The sequence below is a fragment of the Streptosporangium sp. NPDC004379 genome (assembly GCF_042873875.1).
Taxonomy (GTDB): Bacteria; Actinomycetota; Actinomycetes; order Streptosporangiales; family Streptosporangiaceae; genus Streptosporangium.
The window spans coordinates 102,319-121,778 of sequence record NZ_JBIAMC010000021.1; the positions used below are offsets into that span (position 1 = coordinate 102,319).

22 protein-coding genes are annotated in these 19,460 nt (G+C 72.6%); 10 read left to right on the forward strand and 12 right to left on the reverse strand.

From position 1 onward, the window contains the following. The first annotated feature begins 5 nt into the window (after window positions 1-5). The 3 genes from ACFYSC_RS32730 to ACFYSC_RS32740 are packed head-to-tail and all read left to right on the forward strand — an operon-like array spanning window position 6 to window position 2,502. On the forward strand, window positions 6-779 hold the full coding sequence (locus tag ACFYSC_RS32730) for an alpha/beta fold hydrolase (RefSeq protein ID WP_389969324.1): 774 nt from the start codon (window positions 6-8) through the stop codon (window positions 777-779). Next, on the forward strand, window positions 779-2,092 hold the full coding sequence (locus ACFYSC_RS32735; protein ID WP_389969326.1) for a PP2C family protein-serine/threonine phosphatase: 1,314 nt from the start codon (window positions 779-781) through the stop codon (window positions 2,090-2,092). Before ACFYSC_RS32730 ends, ACFYSC_RS32735 begins: the two co-directional genes overlap by 1 nt. Then, window positions 2,089-2,502: an STAS domain-containing protein gene (locus ACFYSC_RS32740; protein WP_389969328.1), complete on the forward strand. Its 414-nt coding sequence runs from the start codon at window positions 2,089-2,091 to the stop codon at window positions 2,500-2,502. Before ACFYSC_RS32735 ends, ACFYSC_RS32740 begins: the two co-directional genes overlap by 4 nt. Window positions 2,503-2,620: 118 nt before the next feature. Here ACFYSC_RS32740 and ACFYSC_RS32745 read toward each other — a convergent pair whose 3' ends face one another. The 3 genes from ACFYSC_RS32745 to ACFYSC_RS32755 form a co-directional block, all read right to left on the reverse strand. Continuing rightward, entirely contained in the window at window positions 2,621-3,499 is an 879-nt protein-coding gene (locus tag ACFYSC_RS32745) for a cytochrome c oxidase assembly protein (RefSeq protein ID WP_389969330.1), read from the reverse strand. A gap of 50 nt (window positions 3,500-3,549) precedes the next feature. After that, window positions 3,550-4,104: a DUF2243 domain-containing protein gene (locus tag ACFYSC_RS32750; RefSeq protein WP_389969332.1), complete on the reverse strand. Its 555-nt coding sequence runs from the start codon at window positions 4,102-4,104 to the stop codon at window positions 3,550-3,552. A 426-nt stretch (window positions 4,105-4,530) separates the two neighbouring features. After that, entirely contained in the window at window positions 4,531-5,385 is an 855-nt protein-coding gene (locus tag ACFYSC_RS32755; RefSeq protein ID WP_389969334.1) for a LysR family transcriptional regulator, read from the reverse strand. A 93-nt stretch (window positions 5,386-5,478) separates the two neighbouring features. Here ACFYSC_RS32755 and ACFYSC_RS32760 point away from each other — a divergent pair, with 93 nt between their 5' ends. Then, the gene (locus tag ACFYSC_RS32760) at window positions 5,479-6,216 is read left to right on the forward strand and encodes an SDR family oxidoreductase (protein WP_389969336.1); all 738 of its coding nucleotides are present in this window, start codon (window positions 5,479-5,481) and stop codon (window positions 6,214-6,216) included. Between the two features lie 204 nt (window positions 6,217-6,420). On the opposite strand, the gene ACFYSC_RS32765 is transcribed toward ACFYSC_RS32760, so the two are convergent. Continuing rightward, on the reverse strand, window positions 6,421-7,305 hold the full coding sequence (locus tag ACFYSC_RS32765; protein ID WP_389969338.1) for a LysR family transcriptional regulator: 885 nt from the start codon (window positions 7,303-7,305) through the stop codon (window positions 6,421-6,423). A 134-nt stretch (window positions 7,306-7,439) separates the two neighbouring features. On the opposite strand from ACFYSC_RS32765, the gene ACFYSC_RS32770 reads away from it, so the two are divergent. Then, on the forward strand, window positions 7,440-8,138 hold the full coding sequence (locus ACFYSC_RS32770) for an alpha/beta fold hydrolase (RefSeq protein ID WP_389969340.1): 699 nt from the start codon (window positions 7,440-7,442) through the stop codon (window positions 8,136-8,138). A gap of 199 nt (window positions 8,139-8,337) precedes the next feature. Here ACFYSC_RS32770 and ACFYSC_RS32775 read toward each other — a convergent pair whose 3' ends face one another. Together ACFYSC_RS32775 and ACFYSC_RS32780 are read right to left on the reverse strand one after the other, a co-directional pair. Further along, window positions 8,338-9,474 (reverse strand): hypothetical protein, encoded by a 1,137-nt coding sequence (locus tag ACFYSC_RS32775; protein WP_389969342.1) that lies wholly within the window; start codon window positions 9,472-9,474, stop codon window positions 8,338-8,340. Between the two features lie 363 nt (window positions 9,475-9,837). Beyond that, window positions 9,838-10,482: a flavin reductase family protein gene (locus ACFYSC_RS32780; RefSeq protein ID WP_389969344.1), complete on the reverse strand. Its 645-nt coding sequence runs from the start codon at window positions 10,480-10,482 to the stop codon at window positions 9,838-9,840. Between the two features lie 286 nt (window positions 10,483-10,768). On the opposite strand from ACFYSC_RS32780, the gene ACFYSC_RS32785 reads away from it, so the two are divergent. The 3 genes from ACFYSC_RS32785 (at window position 10,769) to ACFYSC_RS32795 (ending at window position 13,301) form a co-directional block, all read left to right on the forward strand. After that, a complete protein-coding gene (locus ACFYSC_RS32785) occupies window positions 10,769-11,398 on the forward strand; it encodes a DUF899 domain-containing protein (RefSeq protein WP_389969346.1) in 630 nt (209 codons plus the stop codon). A 107-nt stretch (window positions 11,399-11,505) separates the two neighbouring features. Further along, window positions 11,506-11,889 carry a YciI family protein gene (locus ACFYSC_RS32790; protein WP_389969348.1) on the forward strand — a complete coding sequence of 128 codons (384 nt, stop codon included), beginning with the start codon at window positions 11,506-11,508 and terminating at the stop codon, window positions 11,887-11,889. 131 nt (window positions 11,890-12,020) lie between these two features. Further along, on the forward strand, window positions 12,021-13,301 hold the full coding sequence (locus tag ACFYSC_RS32795) for an RNA polymerase sigma factor (RefSeq protein ID WP_389969350.1): 1,281 nt from the start codon (window positions 12,021-12,023) through the stop codon (window positions 13,299-13,301). 85 nt (window positions 13,302-13,386) lie between these two features. On the opposite strand, the gene ACFYSC_RS32800 is transcribed toward ACFYSC_RS32795, so the two are convergent. The 4 genes from ACFYSC_RS32800 to ACFYSC_RS32815 form a co-directional block, all read right to left on the reverse strand. Next, entirely contained in the window at window positions 13,387-14,265 is an 879-nt protein-coding gene (locus ACFYSC_RS32800; protein WP_389969352.1) for an alpha/beta fold hydrolase, read from the reverse strand. A gap of 137 nt (window positions 14,266-14,402) precedes the next feature. Beyond that, a complete protein-coding gene (locus ACFYSC_RS32805) occupies window positions 14,403-15,185 on the reverse strand; it encodes a MerR family transcriptional regulator (RefSeq protein WP_389969354.1) in 783 nt (260 codons plus the stop codon). A gap of 231 nt (window positions 15,186-15,416) precedes the next feature. Continuing rightward, the gene (locus ACFYSC_RS32810) at window positions 15,417-16,019 is read right to left on the reverse strand and encodes a serine hydrolase domain-containing protein (protein ID WP_389969356.1); all 603 of its coding nucleotides are present in this window, start codon (window positions 16,017-16,019) and stop codon (window positions 15,417-15,419) included. Then, on the reverse strand, window positions 15,929-16,255 hold the full coding sequence (locus ACFYSC_RS32815; RefSeq protein WP_389969385.1) for a serine hydrolase: 327 nt from the start codon (window positions 16,253-16,255) through the stop codon (window positions 15,929-15,931). The genes ACFYSC_RS32810 and ACFYSC_RS32815 overlap by 91 nt, the downstream gene beginning before the upstream one ends. Here ACFYSC_RS32815 and ACFYSC_RS32820 point away from each other — a divergent pair. Continuing rightward, on the forward strand, window positions 16,154-16,384 hold the full coding sequence (locus tag ACFYSC_RS32820) for a hypothetical protein (protein WP_389969358.1): 231 nt from the start codon (window positions 16,154-16,156) through the stop codon (window positions 16,382-16,384). The genes ACFYSC_RS32815 and ACFYSC_RS32820 overlap by 102 nt on opposite strands. Here ACFYSC_RS32820 and ACFYSC_RS32825 read toward each other — a convergent pair. Further along, complete coding sequence (locus ACFYSC_RS32825) at window positions 16,369-17,268, reverse strand: recombinase family protein (RefSeq protein WP_389969360.1); 900 nt, start codon at window positions 17,266-17,268, stop codon at window positions 16,369-16,371. The genes ACFYSC_RS32820 and ACFYSC_RS32825 overlap by 16 nt on opposite strands. Before the next feature lie 243 nt (window positions 17,269-17,511). Then, window positions 17,512-18,594: an alpha/beta fold hydrolase gene (locus tag ACFYSC_RS32830; RefSeq protein WP_389969362.1), complete on the reverse strand. Its 1,083-nt coding sequence runs from the start codon at window positions 18,592-18,594 to the stop codon at window positions 17,512-17,514. Window positions 18,595-18,703: 109 nt separating this feature from the next. Between ACFYSC_RS32830 and ACFYSC_RS32835 the strand changes: the two genes are divergently transcribed. Next, the gene (locus ACFYSC_RS32835; protein WP_389969364.1) at window positions 18,704-19,450 is read left to right on the forward strand and encodes a TetR/AcrR family transcriptional regulator; all 747 of its coding nucleotides are present in this window, start codon (window positions 18,704-18,706) and stop codon (window positions 19,448-19,450) included. Window positions 19,451-19,460 lie beyond the last annotated feature (10 nt).

Here is a 19,460-nt window from a genome sequence, read left to right on the forward strand (position 1 = left end):
TGACGGTGACCGGCCGGAGAGGCGCGCCGACGGTCATGCTGGCGCACGGGTTCGGCTGCGACCAGAACATGTGGCGGCTGGTCGTGCCCGCCCTCGCCGAGCACTTCGAGGTGGTGCTGTTCGACTACGTGGGGGCGGGCCGCTCCGACCTGTCGGCGTGGCACGAGGAGCGGTACGCGTCGCTGGACGGTTACGCCCGCGACGTCGTGGAGATCTGCCGGGAGCTGGACCTGCGGGACGTGACGTTCGTGGGTCACTCGGTCAGCGCGATGGTCGGCGTGCTGGCCGCGGCGCGGGAGCCCGGCCGCTTCGCCCGCCTCGTCCTGGTCACCCCCTCCCCCCGTTACATCGACGACGGCGACTACCGCGGCGGGTTCAGCAAGGCCGACATCGAGGAGCTGCTGGAGTCCCTGGACGCCAACTACCTGGGCTGGTCGGCGACGATGGCTCCGCTGATCATGGGAAACCCCGACCGCCCGGAGCTGGGCCGGGAACTGACCGGCAGCTTCTGCGCCACCGACCCCGACATCGCCCGCGTCTTCGCCCACGCCACGTTCCTGTCCGACAACCGCGCCGACCTGGCGGCGGTCACCGTACCGACCCTGATCCTGGAGTGCACGCAGGACTTCATCGCCCCGCGCGAGGTCGGCGCCTACGTCCACGCGGCGATCCCCGGCAGCACGCTGGTCACCCTCGACGCCACCGGCCACTGCCCGCAGCTGAGCGCCCCCGAGGCGACGGCCCAGGCCATCCTCTCCTTCGCCGGGGCCGCCCGGTGATGTCCCGGACCGAGCAGGAACCGGAGCAGAACGGCGGCGACGGTAGCCTGACACAGGACGCGGCCTTCACGGCCCTCCTGGAGGACAGCGCCGTGGACCTGTACGAGAACGCTCCGTGCGGCTATCTCTCCACTCTCCTGGACGGGAAGATAGCCAAGATCAACGAAACCCTGCTGGCCTGGCTCGGATACACCCGCGAGCAGGTGGTGGGCCGCATGAGCTTCACCGATCTGCTCACCGTCGGCGGCAGGCTCTATCACGAGACCCACTACGCCCCCCTGCTGCGCATGCGGGGGGAGATCAGCGGCATCGCCTTCGACCTCAAGGCCGCCGACGGCTCCCGCCTGCCGGTCCTCGTCACCTCCACCGTCAAGACCGGCATCGACGGTCAGCCCCTGCTGATCCGCACCAGCGTCTTCGACGCCCGCGACCGTCGCGCCTACGAGACCGAGCTGCTACGGGCCCGCAAGGAGGCCGAGAAGGCCCGCCGGGAGGCGGAGCAGGCCCAGCGGGAGGCCGAGGAGGCCCGTCTCCGGGCCGAACGGGAACGCGAGCGGCTCCAGAACGTCCTCGCGACCCTCCAGCTCAGCCTGCTTCCCCCCGTCCTGCCGGAGATCCCCGGGCTGGAGACCTCCGCGCACTACCACACCGCCTCCCCCGACCGCCTGGGCGGCGACTTCTACGACCTGTTCTCCCTGGGCGACGGGCGCTGGGGCTTCTTCCTCGGCGACGTGTGCGGCAAGGGCCCGGCCGCGGCGGCGATGACCTCGCTGACCCGATACTCCCTGCGCGCCGCGGCGGTCCACGACCCCGACCCGGTCACGGTGCTGACCACGCTCAACACCGTCCTGCTGGAGCGCTACACCGGCCAGCCCCGCTTCTGCACGGTCGTGTTCGGGATCCTCGAACCGGAGGGGAAGGGCTTCACCCTCACCCTGGCCAGCGGGGGGCACCCCCCGGCGTTGCTGCTGCGGGCCGGCGGGGGCGCCGAGTACCTGCCCACCCCGGGCGGCGTGCTCGTCGGCGTGCTGCCCCGCCCGCCGTTCACCCGCACCAGTACGGTGCTCTCCCCTGGCGACACCGTGCTGATGTACACCGACGGCCTCACCGAGGCCCACGTCGACTCCAGCCGGGCCCTCTTCGGCGACAGAGCGCTGCTCGACTTCGCCGCCCGGCTTGCCCCCGCGACGGCCGGGGACACGATCACCGCGGTCACCGCCCTGCTGCACGGCTTCGGCGAGGGCCTGGACGACGACACCGCGACCATGGCCTTCAGCGTGCCCGCCCTCGGCGTGACCGGGAAACCGGCGTGAACGGCCTGACCGTCGGCGTCCGCGCCTTCCCGGACGGGACGGTCCTGGAGGTGGCCGGGGACCTCGACTTCGCCACCGTCGGCGGGTTCCACGACGTGCTCCCGCGCCTCGTCCTGCGTCCCGGGCAACGGCTGGTCATCGACCTGAGCGGGCTGACGTTCTGTGACTCCACCGGGATCACCGCCTTCCTGGCCGCCCGCAACGTCGCTCTGGAGGCCGGGGCCGACGTCGCGCTGGCGGCCGTCCCCGCCCCCACTCTGCGCGTCCTGGGCGTCATCGGCCTCGACCAGGTGCTTACCGTCCATCCGGACGCCGCAGCGGCCGGTGTCCCCGCCGCCCCGGCGCCCGGCCCGCCGGTCCGCGAGGCCGATCCCCCCGGGGCCGTGGCGCGGACGGCCCCGGAGGCGTGACGGCGAGGCCCGCGTGAGGCCCCCGGTCACCGTGTGAGGTCCTCGGCCGCCAGGTGAGGTCCTCGGGCTCCGTGCGGGGCCTCGGGCTCCGGGTCAGGCTTCGTGCGGGGCCTCGGGCTCACGGCGCCGATACGGCCGGCGTGGCCGGTTCGGGCGTGGGGCGGCTCCGCGGGGCGACGCGCGGCCGGGCGGGCCGCCAGGTCGTCACCAGCGCCAGGGCCAGCAGCAACTCGGCGATGTCGCCGCCGTAGTACATGATCTCCGCGGCGCCCCGCAGCTCCGGCCCGGGGGCCGTCACGCCGACGAACAGGCCGGCGTACATCAGCTGCGACAGCGTGGCGTGCGCGGCGATCGACACGCCCAGCACGACCAGCCGCCTGGGCACCGGGGGACGCCGCGGCGCCGGGTCCGGCCCGGCGATCACCCAGGAGAACAGGCAGCCCGCCAGCACGAGGTGCAGGTGGACGAGCGAGTGCAACAGCGGGTCGGCGTGGGAGAGGCCGTACAGGGGGGTGAGGTACAGCGCGGCCATGCCGCCGACGTTCAGCGTGAGCGCCACCCACGGGTCGGCCAGCACGTGCGCGGGGCGGCTGCGCAGCACGGCGGTGACGCGGCGGGCGCGGCCGGCGGGCAGCGACCGCAGCAGCAGCGTCACCGGCGCTCCCAGCACCAGTCCCAGCGGGGCGAGCATCGCGATGAGCAGGTGCTGGAGCATGTGCCCGCGGAAGTCGGTTGCGGCGAACGCGGCGACCGGCCCGGTCAGGCCCGCGGCGAGCAGCGCGGCGCCGGCGGTGAAGGCCGCCGTGCGCCACGGGCTCCACCCCCTGGGCTCGCGCCGCCGTAGCGCCGCCATCGCCAGGTACGCCGCCAGCAGTACGGCGACGCCCGCCGCCGGGAGCGCGCCGGAGAGCCCGCCGTGGTGGTGCGCCTCGTGTGCCAGGAGCGGGACGTCGCCGGCCCGCCGGGTGAGAAGGTCCGCGACGGCGACAGATGTCACGTGCGATCCGGAGACTCCGGTGGAGACCACAGTGGAGATCACGGTGGAGGTCACGGGGCCGCCGTGGTGGTGCGCGGGGTGTCGTGGCAGAGGTCCACCGCCGGGCCGCCGCGCTGCAGCAGCCAGCCGCCGGCCATCAGCAGGACGCCCAGCAGCAGGAAACCGAGGTCCCACCAGAGCTGGTAGGCGTCGGTGCGCACGTGGTGGATGCCCAGGATGTGGTGGTCGACGACGCCCTCGACGAGGTTGAACAGCCCCCACCCGAAAAGGATCCAGCCCCACAGCATCCGCGAGCCCCACACCCGGCCGCGGGAGTGGGTGACCCGCGCGTGCAGCAGGCTCAGGCCCACCAGCACCGCCAGCCAGCAGAACACGTGGAAGAAGCCGTCCCACAGCGTGTTCATCCGCAGGCCCGGAACCGTGTTCGGCGGGTAGTACCCGATCCCGATGTTGTCGGTATTCGTGCTGGTCAGCATGTGGTGCCACTGCAGGATCTGGTGCAGGAGGATCCCGTCGACGAACCCTCCGAGCCCGACCCCGAGGAGCGTGCCCGGCAGGACGATCTCCCGTCTCGTCGCCACCGTTCCGGCCGCGGTGTCTGTCATGTGCGAACCTCCTCGTCCGTCCCGTCCGGTGCCGCCGTCGCGTCGTTCGTCCCGAACGAGGTGGCGGCCCACCGGTACATGCCGCCGATCCGGGGGAATATGTCCGCACTCCCCCGCCGTGGCGGGAAACACGGGAGAACGGGCCGTGAAAAGCCCGGAACGGATCGAATGGTAGATCTCTGGATCACCGCGGTGAGGTGCGGAAACGCCGCCGCGGGCGGTCCTTGGCCCGGCCCTTACCCGGGTGCGGCATGGCCTGGACGAGAGTCGAGGGGCATCGGGGCGAGCCCCGGAGCCCGGCGTTCACCCGCGCCTGGGACGCCCCGTGCCGGGCTTGTGCGGCGGCGGGGTGCGGGGCCGGCGATCAGGCGGTGCGCCGCCGGGATGACGGCGGCGATGGAGGCGGTGTCGGAGGCCGGGAGGGGCTCACAGCCGGGTGGCCGTGCGGATCAGCCCGGCGAGGGCGAGGGAACGGCTGTGCGCGGGCCAGACGATGTGGGTGACGACGGGGGGCGCGTCGGTCAGGGGGACGGCGGCGTGCTCGGCCCACAGCCAGGCACGCGCGGAGTCGGGGATGACGGCCGCCGTGCGTCCGAGGGCGATCAGCTGGGCCAGCTGCGTCTGGTCCCGGATCTCGGGTCCGGGACCGGGCGGGTGGGCGCCGTCACGGGCCCAGCGGGCGAGCGGAAGGCCGGGGATGTCGCTGACCTCGGCCATGGACAGGGTCCCGCGCGCGGCGAGGGGGTGCCCGGCGGGCAGGATGGCGACCTGCCCCTCGGTCAGCAGCTCCTCGCTGTCGAACCCGGCGAGGGAGTTGTACGGCGTGTGCATGAGCGCCACGTCGGCGCGGCCGTCGCGCAGCATATCCCCCTGCTCGCAGGTGCCGCTCGGTAGCACCTCGATCTCGGCGGCGCCGGGCTCGGCCGCGTGGGCGGCGAGAAGCTTCTGCAGCAGCTCGTGGGACGCGGCGGCCTTCACCGCCAGCACCAGACGGTCACGGGGGCCGCCCGGGCCGCCGGCGCGACGGGCGCGGTGCGCGGCGGCGTTGACCGCGTCGAGAGCCGCGCGGCCCTCGTGCAGCAGCACCTCTCCGGCGCCGGTCAGGGAGACGCCGCGGCGGTCGCGCTCCAGCAGGGAGACGCCGAGGCGGCGTTCGAGCCGCTGGATCGCCCGGGACAGCGGCGGCTGGGCCATGCCGAGGCGCTCGGCGGCGCGGCCGAAGTGCAGCTCCTCCGCGACGGCCACGAAGTACCTCAGCTCGCGGGTCTCCAGGGTGTCCACGGCCACACCATACCCGGGCGATACCCGCCGGGTATCACAGGGCACCGCATCGATGTTGGATGCGCCACCCGCCTGTGAGCGAGCATCGGCGGCATGAGCGAAACGAAGATCGCGCTGGTGACCGGCGCGAACAAGGGGATCGGATACGAGATCGCGGCCGGGCTGGGCGCCCTCGGCTACCGCGTGGGCCTGGGGGCCCGTGACGAGGCCCGGCGGGAGTCCGCCGTCGGGAAGCTGCGCGCCGCCGGAGTGGACGCGTTCGGGGTACCCCTGGACGTGACCGGCGACCGGAGCGTCGCCGACGCCGCGGACCTGATCGGGCGGAAGGCCGGGCGCCTGGACGTCCTGGTCAACAACGCCGGAATCTCCGGTGAGACGGGGCCGGGGTGGGTGCAGGACCCGACCACGCTCGACCTCGGCCTGGTCCGCCGGGTCGTGGAGACCAACGTCATCGGTGTCATCCGGGTGACGAACGCGATGCTGCCGCTGCTGCGGCGCTCGGCGTCACCGCGCGTCGTCAACGTCTCCAGCGCCGTCGCCTCCCTGACGCGGCAGGCGGACCCGGACATCGAGATCGGCCCCGTCATGGCGGCCTACGCGCCGTCGAAGTCGTTCCTCAACGCCGTCACCGTGCAGTACGCCCGGCATCTCGCCGGCACGGGCGTCCTGGTCAACGCCGCCTGTCCGGGCCTGGTCGCGACCGACTTCACCGGCTTCCAGGGACCCCGCACCCCCGAGCAGGGCGCGGCCACCGCGATCCGGCTCGCCACGCTGCCCGACGGCGGCCCGACCGGTTCGTTCTTCGAGGACGACGGCGTCATCCCCTGGTGACTCCCAAGGCCACGACCCGCGCCGCCCCGGACGACGGCTGTTCCTCAGCGAGAGCACCATCGGCAGGTACACCACCTCCATGTTCGACAAGCTCGGCATCACCGACGACGACGGCGACCGCCGCGTCCTCGCCGTCCTCACCTACCTGAACGGGTCCTGACACGCTTTCCGGGACCCGCCTCCGGCCGGTGACGGGAACGGTGGTCAGCCGGCGGCGGGAACGGCGAACGCCCGGCGGGCGTGTGTGAGCAGCTCGCGCACCGCGGGGTTGGACGTGTCCTTCCACACCAGGACGAGCAGGGCCGGCGTCTCGACGTCGAGGGGCAGGGTGACGAGCCTGTCGCGGTGGCCCTCGGTCATCGAGGCGCTGAGCACGGCGACGGCCAGCCCGCGGGCGGCGAGACCGGCGACGGCGTCGGGGGCGCTCGCCTGCAGCGTGACCGCGGGCTGAAGGCCGCGCGCGGCGCAGGCGTGGTCGAACACGGTGCGCACGCCGGTGCCGGACGGCATGCACGCGATCGGGTACGCGCACAGCTCGGCCAGGGTCACCCGCCGTCGTTCCGCCAGGGCGTGGCCCGCCGGGACCGCCACGACGAGCCGCTCGTCCACCACCGTCAGCGTCTCCAGCCCCTCGGGGAGGGCGGCCGTCCCGGCGAGGGCCAGGTCGAGGGCGCCGGTGCGCACCCCCTCCACGAGCCGGTCGGAGCCGTCCTCCAGCAGCGAGATCTCCACGCCGGGGTGGGCCCGGTGGAACGCGGCCAGCGCCTCGAACAGCGGCGTGACGGTGCAGCCGACCACCATCCCGGCGGTGAGCCGTCCCCGGAGGAGGCCGGTCACCTCACCCACCGCCCGGCCGGTCGCCCCGGCGGCGGCGAGCGCGGCGCGGGCGTGTCCGAGCGCCGCCTCGCCGGCGACGGTGAGGGTGGCGACGCGGGCCGATCGGTCGAACAGCTCGGCGCCCAGCTCGCGCTCCAGCCGGCGGATCTGGGCGCTGACGCCGGACTGGCTGATGTGCACCCGCTCGGCGGCGCGGGTGAAGCTCCGCTCCTCGGCGACGGCGACGAAGTACTCCAGCTGACGCAACTCCATAACCAGTGATTCTAGTTCTGATAAGAACCATCTGTTGGACTTATGGAAAGGGGCCGACCAGGCTTGGAGGCGCCGGCGGTCCGCGCCGGCTCCCGAACCGATCCGCCGATCCCGGCGATCCAAGGAGCACGACCATGGCGACCTTCGTCCTCGTCCCCGGCATGTGCCACGGCGGCTGGAGCTACCGGCCCCTCACCGAACGGCTGCGCCGGCACGGCCACGAGGTGTACCCGCTGACGCTGACCGGGGTCGGCGAACGCGCCCACCTGCTGGACGCCGGGGTGAACCTGGAGACGCACATCACGGACGTGACCGCCGTGCTGGAGGCCGAGGAGATCGAAGACGCGGTGCTGGTCGGCCACAGCTACGGCGGCATGGTCGTCACCGGGGCCGCCGACCGCGTCCCGGACCGGGTGGACTCCCTGGTCTACCTGGACGCCGTCGTGCCGCAGGACGGCGACTCCTGCTGGGACCTCGTCCCCGACCAGGAGCACGAGTGGTACCTCGACGTGACGGAGGCCGGGTACGCGACCCGGCCGCTGCCGTTCTTCGACCCGCGCACCACGCCCCACCCCCTCGCCTCGCTGCTCCAGCCGATCCGGCTGGCCGGCGACCTCTCGCGGTTCCGGCGCAGGGACTATGTGTACGCCACCGAGTGGGGGGACCGCGAGTCGCCGTTCACCCCCGTCTACCGGCGGCTGAGCGAGGACCCGTCGTGGACGACGCACGCGCTCACCGCCCGGCACAACCTCATGCGGGACGCGCCCGACGACCTGCTGAAGATCCTGCTCGACATCGCCCACCCCGCCCCGGGATCCGGCACGCCCGTTTGAGCCGCACCGGCCGGGTAGGCCGGTCACGGACCGTCGGAGGGAGACGTCATGGAACCGACCTGGATCATCGCCGTCATCGGCATCGTGATCGCGCTCGTCATCGCCTACGGGATCGAGCGGAACAGACGCGGGAGCCGGCGAAGGTGACGGGCCGGCGGCCCCGCGCCCTCACCGCCGCCCCGGCGTGGCGGAGACCCGGCTAGCGGGGCCGGGTCACGTAGGTGACCGTCGCCGGACGGACGACCCGGGTCGCACCGTCGTAGCAGGCGTGCAGGGTGAGCACGCCCGTCACGGACTCGGTCCAGAGGCCGTACAGGTTGCAGAACTCCGCGCCGGAGCCGAACGCGGTGACCTGGACGTTGCCAGCGCGGCCGTATCCCGCGTTCACGTCGCCGAAGGCGACCCGCCTCAGGCCGGTCCCGTACCCGCTGATCTGCAGGCCCCCGGGCACCGAGTTGTGACTGACCGGGTACGGCGTCGGAACGTAGGAGCCCGCGGTGCCGGGGTCGTTGTCGAAGGTGTAGGCGAACGCCGGGTACGGCGAGCCGGGCGCCCAGACGACGGCGCTCTCCCGGTGGTAGGTCAGGTTCCACCCGGTGTTCAGCGGGGCGCCGGCGGCGTCGTGGCAGCGCACCACGATGTTCTGCGCGGCCGTCGTCGCGGTCCAGCCGCCCACCTTGCATCGCGCCGGAACGGCCGGGTCGACCGCGGTGACCTGGATGCTCCCGGCCAGGCCCGCCGAGCCGAGCCCCGGCAGGGCGACCCGCCACAGACCCGGGGACGTCCCCGGCGTCACGGTGTTCACGGGGGCGGGGGCCGGGGAGCCGAACCGCGCGGAGTTGAACTGCGTGGCCACGGCGGAGCCGTCCCAGCGCACGTACCCCAGCGCCTGGCGCGGTATCGGGCTCGGGTACCCGCCGCCGTACCCGAAGACCACGGAGAACCACGGGGTGACCGGGCCGACGCCGTACCGCTGGCACCGCACCGCCACGATCAGATCGTCACCCGACGGCCACTGGTCCTGGACCTGACACCAGTCGGCGGAGGAGGAGATCGCCGTGACGTGGGCCACTCCCCCGCCCGCCGCGCCGAACTGCGGGAACCTCACGAGCACCTGGCCGGGATCTCCGGAGACGGCCTCGGCCGCGAGCCCGGAGGCCCACGTGCCGAACTGGTAGTAGACGGTCGGGGCTGAGCCGCCCCCGACGACGGCCCACGCCCAGCGGGGCAGGTCGGCCGCGGCTGACACGGTCGATACGGCGGGCACGGTGAGCCCGGCCGCGACCAGGGCGGCGGCGCAGAGCGTGCGGGCGATCGCCTTCCACAACCGGAGCATGACGTCGTCCTCCATCCGCGGCGGGGCGGTGTCCGTGAGCGGGGACGGCTCGTACGGTCCCCGGCCCCTTGATAACCCGCCGCGGGACCGCCGGGAAGGCCCAACCTGGCCGACGGGCCTCTCCCCGTCCCCCACGGGGAACCCCGATCCGGTCGGCGGGCCCGGGACCCCGGCCGTCCGGACCCCGCGCGGCGGGCTCCCCGGTTCCTACGCGGTCGCGCCCGCCCGTCAGGAAGGCGGCGGCCCGTCAGGAACGCGATGGCCTGCCAGGAAGGCGGCGGCCCGTCAGGAACGCGATGGCCTGCCAGGAAGGCGGCGGCCTGTCAGGGACGCGGCGGCCGCCTCCTCGTCCGGCTCCGGCTTCTACGCGGTCGCGCCCGCGCGCCGGAGGTCGTGCGGCATCTCCCAGCCCTCGGCGAGCCGGGAGGGGTGAACGTTGTCCCCGCCGCCGAAGAACTCGCAGAACTTCATGATGAGCGGGTCCCACCCGATCGGGTCGATGTGGTCCGTCCCCGGAATGATCAGTTCCTCCTCGACGTGGACCCGCACGACCTCGACCTGGAAGGCGGTGGCGTGCGGCTCGGGGACGCCGAAGGGATGGACCCCGATGACCCGGCACTCCAGCTGGACCGGGCACTCGGCGACCCGGGGTGCCCGCACCAGGTCCGCCTGCTGTTCGGTCAGCCCCGCGACGGCGAACTTGTCCGGCTCGTACCGGTAGCCCTGCCGTACCTTGTGCGGCGGGACCGTCCGCGTCCCGGTGGTCAGTGCGAGCCGGTCGACGGCGTCGACCATCGCCGAGGAGGGCAGGTTGAGCACGCACTCGCGCTCGCGCAGCAGGTTCGCCGTCGTCTGCGCGCTGTTCCCCAGACCCAGCATGCAGCACTCCCCCAGCCACCACGCCGAGGACATCGGCGCGAGGTTGGCGGTGCCGTCCTCGTTGCGGGAGCCGATGAGCACCACGGGCGTGCCGAAGTACATCACTTTCAGATCGAGGGGCTTGTGCACTGACGAGTCCTTCTGCGAGTCCTGTCCGGTCCGGGCGGACCCCACTATGCGGACATCCGTCCCCGGACCGCTGGCGGCGATCGGACGTCGTTCTCCGGAGACCACTGCGCTTCCGGAGACCACGGCGTTCTCCGGAGGCCATGGTGTCTTCGGAGCCGGGTCCGTACGGCGGGCGTCCGGCACCGCTCACGAGGCGACCGGCCGCGCGGCCGCGCCGGGATCATCCTCGCCGGTCCCCGCTCCGCCGGTCCGCGATTCTGTCGGTCTCCTAGGGCATCATCGACCGATGGAGAAACCGGAGATCGTCTCGGCCGAGGAGTGGCGGCGGGCCCGCGAGGACCTGCTCAAGGCCGAGAAGGAGGCCACCCGGGCGCTGGACGCGCTGGCCGCGCGGCGCCGCCGTCTGCCGATGGTCAGGTTCGACGGCGAATACGTCTTCGACACGCCGGACGGTCCGAAGACCCTGCTCGACCTGTTCGAGGGCCGGCGGCAACTGGTCGTCTACCAGTTCATGGACAACGGGCCCGACCACTACTGCCCCGGATGCACCGGCTTCACGAACAACGTCCCGGTGGCGGCGCTGGCCGGGCTGGCCGACCGCGATGTCACCTGGGTGACCGTGTCGAATATGCCGCTCGCCCAGATCGAGGCGTACAAGGCGCGGATGGGCTGGACGCTGCCGTTCGTGTCCTCTCGCGGCACGTCGTTCTCCGACGACTGCGGCGCCGGCGGCGGGTTCATGCTCAGTGTGTTCCTGCGCGACGGCGACGAGGTCTACCGGACCTACGGCACCACCGCCCGCGGCGTGGACCGGCTCGTCTTCCTGCACAGCATCCTCGACCTGACCCCGTACGGCCGGCAGGAGGACTGGGAGGACTCCCCGCCCGGCTGGCCGCAGCACCCCACCTACGGGTAGGACACCGGACCATCGAGAAACGGTCCGGGAGAAATCCGGGAGGCGTGTCGATACGCCCGGGTCCCGTTCGTCGTCATCACGTGCGGCGAGCCCGCCGTACGAGAACCATGACGACCACGAGAACGGGAAGTCCCGCGATGAAGTACATGCTGCTGATCTACAGTGCCGCGACGACCGACGGCGACGTCGAGTCGGCCGAGGGGTCGTCCTTCGAGGACTGGATGGTCTACGACAAGGCCGTCAGGGAGTCGGGGGCCTACGTCAGCGGGCACGCGCTGGCCGACCTGACCACCGCCACGAGGGTCCGGGTCGACGCCTCGGGTGAGCGGTCCGTCACCACGGACGGGCCGTTCGCCGAGGCGCGGGAGATCCTCGGCGGCTACTACGTCCTCGACGTGCCCGATCTCGACGTCGCGCTCGACTGGGCCGCCCGCTGCCCCGGCGCGCGGGCCGGGTCGATGGTGGTGCGGCCGATCGCCGAGTTCGACTGACGACGGTGGAGGAGCGAGCAGCCGGCGGGGACTCCGCGCCGTCGGCTCCCGACGGCCTCGAGGTCCCCGCGGAATCCGAGGGTCCGGAGACGTCCGGTGACCTCGGGAGTCCCGGCGAACCGGGAAAACCCGTGGAGCCGGTGGGGGTGTCGGTGGAGGCGGTGTTCCGGGAGGAGCACGGCCGGTTGCTCGCCGCCCTCGTCCGCCGCTTCGGCGACCTCGACCTGGCCGAGGAGGTCGCCTCCGAGGCGGTCGAGGCGGCGCTGATCCACTGGCCGGCCGAGGGTGTGCCCGACAGGCCCGGGGCCTGGCTGATGACGACGGCGCGGCGTCGTGCCGTCGACCGGCTGCGGCGCGACCGGGCCTACGCCGCCCGGCTGGCGATCCTGCAGGTGGAGGCCGACCGGGCCGGTCCCGCCGCGCCTGCGGACCCGGGCGGTGACGGCGACCTGCCCGACGAGCGGCTGCAGCTGTTCTTCACCTGCGCCCACCCGGCTCTCGCCGCCGAGGACCGGGTGGCGCTGACGCTGCGCTGCCTGGCCGGGCTGGCGACGCCCGAGGTCGCGCGGGCCTTCCTCGTCCCGCCCGCGACGATGGCCCAGCGGATCGTGCGGGCGAAGAAGAAGATCCGCCAGGCCCGCATCCCGTTCCGCGTGCCCGGCGCGGACGAGTTGCCGCGGCGGCTGCCGGGGGTCCTCGGGGTCATCTACTCGGTCTTCACCGAGGGGTACGCGGCCAGCTCCGGTCCCGACCTGCAACGGCTCGACCTGGCCGAGGAGGCCATCCGGCTGACGCGGATCCTGCGCCGGCTGCTGCCCGCCGAGCGGGAGGTCGCCGGGCTGCTCGGGCTGATGCTGCTGGTCCACGCGCGGCGCGAGGCCAGGACCGGCCCGGACGGTGAGGTCGTGCTGCTCGACGACCAGGACCGCGGCCGGTGGGACGGGACGATGATCGAGGAGGGCGGCGGCCTGGTGGTCGCCGCGCTGAGCGGCGGCCCGCCCGGCCCGTACGGCGTGCAGGCCGCGATCGCCGCCCTGCACGACGAGGCCGCCGACGTCGCGACCACCGACTGGCCGCAGATCGTGGCGCTCTACGACGTGCTGCTCGCTCTCGCGCCGTCCCCGGTCGCGGCGCTGAACCGGGCGGTGGCGGTGGCGATGCGCGACGGCCCCGAGGCAGGGCTGGCGCTGCTGGACGGGCTGGCCGGCGAGCCGCTGCTGCGCGCCTACCACCCCTATCCGGCGGCTCGCGCCGACCTGCTGCGCCGGCTCGGCCGCCTCGGGGAGGCCGCGGCTGCCTACCGGGAGGCGCTCGCGCTGGCCGGGACCGAGCCGGAACGGGCCCACCTGCGGCGCAGGCTGGACGCCGTCACCTCCTCCGGCACGGCCGGCCCGCCGCCGGGGCCCGCCTGACGTCCGGGACCGCCCGACGTCCGAGACCGTCCGCCCGACTTCCGGGGCCGCCCCGGGCCCCGCCGTACGGCGGGCCGCGCCGCTCTCAGCGGGTGAGCAGGTCCCGCAGGACCGCGGCGACCTCGGCGGGGGCCTCCTCGGCCATGAAGTGGCCGTGGGTGACGGTGGTGTGCCGCAGGTCGGCCGCCCAGGCGCCCCACAGCGCGGCGGCGTCGTAGCCGAGGGCGGCGCCCCAGTCCTGCTGGAGCACGGCCACCGGCATCCGCAGCCGGTTCCCGGCCTCCCGGTCGGCCCGGTCGTGCTCGACGTCGACACCGGCCGAGGCGCGGTAGTCGGCGACGATCGAGGGCACCGCGTCGCGGCAGGCGTCCAGGTAGGCGGCGCGGACGTCGGCGGGCACGGCTCCGGGGTCGCCCGTCCAGGCGTCGAGGAAGTGGCCGAAGAACGCGTCGGCGCTCGCGGTGATCATCCGCTCCGGCAGGCCGGGCGGCTGGGCCATCAGGTAGAGGTGGAAGCCGACGGCGGCGGTCACGCCGTGCATCGCCTCCCACATGTCCAGGGTCGGCAGCACGTCCAGGCAGGCCAGGTGGGTGATCGTCCCGGGGTGGTCGAGCCCGGCGCGGAAGGCGACCAGGGCCCCGCGGTCGTGCCCGGCCAGCGCGAAGCGCTCGTGCCCCAGCGCGCGGGCCAGGGCGACGACGTCGGCGGCCATGGTGCGCTTGGCGTAGACGTCCGGGCCGGTCGCGGCGGGTTTGTCGCTGGCGCCGTAGCCGCGCAGGTCGGGGCAGATGACGGTGTGGTCGGCCGCGAGGTCGGCGGCGACGTGCCGCCACATCAGGTGCGTCTGCGGGAAGCCGTGCAGCAGCACGATCGGGCTGCCCGAACCGGCGACGGCGACGTTCAGCGACACCCCCTCGGCGACGGGGACGCGCCGTTGGTCGAATCCGGCGATGGCAGGCGGCATGGTCATACTCCTCGTTCGGTTCTCGGACGGCGGGCGGGGGGTGTCCCCAGCCTGCCGGGCGCCGATGAGCATCCGATGAGCACGCGCCCGGACCCACGGGGCCGGACGCCGGGCCGAAGTGCCAGGGCACGGCACGGTCAGTGGGTGCCCGGTCTGGGGATGTGGACGCCGGCGGCGCGGAGCTCGGTCTCGACGAGCGCGACCCCGCGGGCCGCGGCCGATCCCTGATCTTCGCCGTGGAGGGCGATCAGCGTGTACCGGATCGCGGTCTCGGTGCGGGCCTGCAGACCGGTCACGATCTTCAGGTGCGCGGGATTGGCGAGGAAATGGCCGGCCATGGCGGCGGCGAGCTCGGCGATGCGCGGGTCGTCCGGTTCCCAGGCCGCGGCTTCGGTCGCGCGCTTGACCAAGGTGACGAACCGGGTGTCCTCGAGGGCGTGCTCGATATGGGTGAGGTAGTCGTCGAAGCCCTCGGGGACCAGTGCCCTGGCCAGGACCCAGCCCTCCCTGGCGGCCGCCACCTCCTCCGCGGGGAAGCCGAGGCCGGACATTCTCTCCAGCAGCGCCACGGCACGGTCAGGCAGCAGGGCCCGGTCGCCGTCGGCGAGCCGGTGCAACATGTCACGCCGCGCGACCAGCTCCTCGATCCGTTCGGTGAGCCGCCGCTCGACGTCGGCGAGCGCGGCGGCGAACAGCGCGGGGCCGGCGTCGAGCAGGGACCCGATCTCGGCCAGGGGCACCCCGGCGGCGGCCAGCGTCCGGGCCTGCACCAGCCGCAGCAGCTCGGCCGATCCGTACCTCCGGTAGCCGGAACCATCGCGTTCCGGCTCCTTCACCAGGCCGAGCTTGTGATAGTGCCGCACCGTCTTCACCGTGACGCCGACGAATGCCGCCGCCTGCCCGATCGTGACTCCGTTCATCTGCGTAATCCTGCCCTGGGCTCGGACTCGGCGACCGTGCGGACCGCAGCCGAGCATGCGGACAGGCCACGCCGAGCTCCTCGAGTCCGGCGTGACCCCCTTTCGGGTTCCACCCGGCGCGTGGACGGAAGGGGCCCTCGCGGCGTACGAGTCACAGGCGCTCAGTCCGTCGGCTGAGCCGGGTGGGCGTGCCCGGCGCGGAACACCTCGTTGAGGAGCCTTTGCTGAGCGCTACGGAACCGCTGCCGCTATGGACAGGTCGGCGTCGTCCACGCAGTTCAGCGCGGCGGTCAGGGTCTTGCTGCCGTCGGGGGTGCTGTACATCAGCGCCGCGTGGCCCACGGCGGCGCCGTTGTGGGATATGACGGTGCCGCCGTCGTCCGTGGTCAGCACGAACACGCCGAGGCCGTAGTCCATGTTCGGGATGCCCGTCGGGTGCGGGGTGCACATCTCGGCCAGCAACCCGGCCGGCAGGAGCCTGCCGCCCATCAGCGCGGAGACGAACGTGTGCAGGTCCCGGGTGGTCGAGATCATGTCGCCGCCGGTGGAGATCCAGGAGGGGTTCTGGCGGGTGATGTCGATCGTCTTCCGCTCGCCGTCCTCCTCGTAACGGTAGTAGGCGTGAGCGTGCGGTTCGGGGATCTCCGGCGAGGCGTCCGGCACCACGGTGCCCGACAGCCCGAGCGGCCTCAGGATGAGCCGCTGCATCTCCTCCGCGTAGGTACGGCCGGTGATCTTTTCGATCAGTAGCCTGGCCAGCACGTAGTTGGTGTTGGAGTAGCTCCAGCCCGTGCCCGGCTCGAACCGGGCCGGCTTGGACAACGCCAGCTCCACCAACTCCTGCGGCCGGTAGGTCTTGAACCGGTTGTCCAGCCACTCTTTGCCCGTGGCGCCGTAGGGGTGGGGATCCCCGTCACGATCGTCCCGTCGCCGTGGACCTCGCCGCTGAAGTTGAACACCCCGCTGGTGTGCTGCAGCAGCATCCGCACGGTGATCCGCGGGTCCAGCCCGAACCCGGGCAGATGGTCCGCCGCCGGGGCGTCCAGACCGATCCTGCCCTCGGCACCGATGAGATGTGCGCGCGGCTGTCACCGATCCAGTACGACCACATCAACTTCCTGGGCCGCTACGCCTTCTCCCGCGCCGACGTGGCCGGGGGCTTGCGTCCCTTCCACGACGGCGCTCAAGCGAGCGCCTGAGCCTCTGGACCGGCATCCTCGGCCAGCACCCGATAGACGCTGGCCAGCGACGGATGGCGGCCCTTGTTCTTGCCGGCCGGAATGACCAGCTTGGCCGCGATCTGCGGCACCGGCACGCCCCGCGCACGCAGGCTGCGGGCGTAAAATACCATGTCGTCGTCGAACACCTTCGGTCGGCCGCCGTGGCGGCCGCGCTCACGGGCCGAGGCCTGGCCCTCCAGCGACTTCTCCCGGATGTACTCGCGTTCGGACTCGGCCATCCCGGCGAAGAACGCGAACAACGCGGCCCCGTGCCCGCTCGGGTCATACACGCCCTGCAACGGGCCGGTGAGCAGCTCCAGCTGGATATCGGCCCGCCGCAGCTGTTCGGCGGTGGTCAGCAGCTCGGCCGCGCCCCGCCCGAGGCGCTTCATCTCATGCACCGTGAAGATCACCCGCTGATGCGGGACCGCCTGCTTGATGGTGCGGGCGAAGTCCATCGCCTTGGTGAACTCCGGCCGCACCTTCACGCGGGTGCCGATCTTCTCCGAGAAGATCGGCTCACATCCCGCCTGGCGCAGGGCGTCGATCTGGTTCTGCAGCTCCTGCTGCGCGGTGCTGCACCGGGCGTACCCGACCCGGGTGGGCTTGGCCCCGGCCCGGGTGGCACCGGCGTCGGCGGCTTCGGGTGCCGGGCTCGCCACCCAGACCCGGCCGGGACCGCGGTCGACGGGCGTGCGCACCTCCAGCTCTGCCCGCAGGTGCGGCACCAGCATGAAGCGCGGCGTGTGGTACTTCGGCGCGACCTTCCCGCCCCGGGTCCGGCAGGCGCTCCCCGCCGGCGCCTGGCACGTCGGACAAGTGAAGCGCTCGACCGCAGCCGCCGACTCGGCGAGATCACTCATGTCGCAGAACCTACTGTGCGCACTGTTGTGAGAACACGGTTTTGCGGGAGGTTATGAGAACGACGGGCAAGGACAAACCGGACACCGTCCGGCGGGTCGGCGTGTCAGAACTCCTCATTTCTGAGAACAGCACAGTGCCACTTGGCTACGCAGAGCCAAATTGCATTCGCAGCGACTCGAGCAGCGGCTCCGATGTCCAGTCGCCGGGCCGACGGGTTCATGATGGCCAAGGGCTGTGGCGCTTCACCAGGTGATCGGTTGGCTGGTGAGCATGGGCCGGACCTTGGTGAGCATCAGGTCGAGGAACCGATCGGGGTGGCGGAAGGAGGCGAAGTGGCTCGCGTCCGGGATGAGGGCGAAGTTCTTTACGGGCGCGGTGACGTCGTCGAAGAACCGCCGGACCGGTTCGGGCGGGGTGATCACGTCGCGCTCGCCCTGGAAGATGAAGAACGGGATGGCGAACGTGGTGCCTTCGGCCCATTCGTCGATGGTCGCGGACTCGGGCGCGACGCGCTCGGAGAAGCTCATGGCCTTGGTGTAGGCAGGCAGCTCGCGCAGGGAGTGCAGGGGCGAGGACAGCAGGGAGCCGACCACGACGGTCTTGATGGTGTCGAAGGTGAGCGGGTCGGAGCCGACGGTGTGCTTGTTGTACTGCGACCAGTCCTCGGCGCCCCAGGCCGACCTGTCCGCGCCCATCGTGGTGACGGCGGCCAATTCCTTGCTCTTGCCGGCCGCGCCGAGCCGGTCCAGCAGCGCGCGGTAGGCGGTGTGGTCGCGGCCGCCGGCGTTGATGTTCTGGTCGGTGCCGACGTAGGCGCAGTACAGCTCCGGGTGGTTGCGGGCCAGGCGCAGCCCGACGATGGAGCCGAAGGAGCAGCCGAGCAGCACGACTTTGTCGACGCCGAGCCGGGCGCGGATGTGCTGGGTGACCTCCAGGGCGTCGCGCTCAAGGCGCTGCAGGCTCATGTCTCCCTGCCCGTCGGGTCCGCCGTGAGCGAAGGTCTTGCCAGCGCCGCGCATGTCCCACCGCACGATCGTGAAGTGCCGCTCCCAGGAGCGGGTGCGCGAGGCGAAGATCAGGTTGGTGGCGCCGGGGCCGCCGTGGAGTTCCAGGATCACCGGGTTGCGGCGGTCTTCGCCGCGGATGGTGATCCACTGGTCGATGCCGCCGATGCGGAGGAACCCGGATTCCTCGATGCCGTGCGGGCTGGTGATGCGTAGTCGTTTGGCGTGGGCGGTGCGCCTGAGCTGGCGGTAGCCGAGCAGGCCTGCGACGGGGACGGTGATGACCGCAGTGGCGGTTGCGGCGATGGCGATGCCAAGCATCTGCTACTTCCTTAAACTGTTTATAGCAGTAACAAGCGCGTTTACGCTATATACAGTTGTGGGAGGGTGTCAACCGACGTCCGCGAAGACCTCACCAAGGGGAGCGACCATGGCCAGGGCAGCCAAGCCGCGCGAGAACAAAGACAAGAAGGCGCGCGACCTGCCGACGGGCATCGCACTGCTGTGGGGCGAACAGGACCAGCCCGCCCGCGGCCCCAAGCCCAGCCTCACCCCCCAGCGCATCGCCGAAGCCGCCGTGACCCTCGCCGACGCCGAAGGGCTGGAGGCCGTCTCGATGAACAAGGTCGCCGCCGAATTCGGCGTCTCCGCCATGGCCCTGTACCGCTACGTGCCCGGCAAGACCGAACTCGTCGAATTGATGGTGGAAGCCGTCCTCGCCGAACCCCCCGACCTGTCGGCCGCCGGCTCCGCCTGGCGACCCCGGCTTTCCGTGTGGGCCCACCGCCAGTGGGGGGTCTACCAGGCCCACCCCTGGCTGCTGGCCGCCACCGCCATGCGCCGGCAGATCATGGGCCCCCACCAACTCGCCTGGATGGACGCCGCACTTGCCGCCCTGGAACCCACCGGTCTGACCGCCGGCCAACGCCACCAGGTCTTCCTGCTGATCGCCGGGCAGGTACGCAACCTCGCCCAGCAACGGGCCGACTTCGACGAGGACCACAACCGCGAATGGGGTCGCCTGACCAGCGAACTACTCAACCGCCACAGCAATCGCTTCCCCGCCCTGACCAAGGCGATCGCCGACGGCGCATTCACCTCCACCGAGCTCGATCCACTCGACTTCGGCCTTGATCGCATCCTCGACGGCGTCCAAGTGCTCATCGACCGTGGCTAGCGAGCATCAC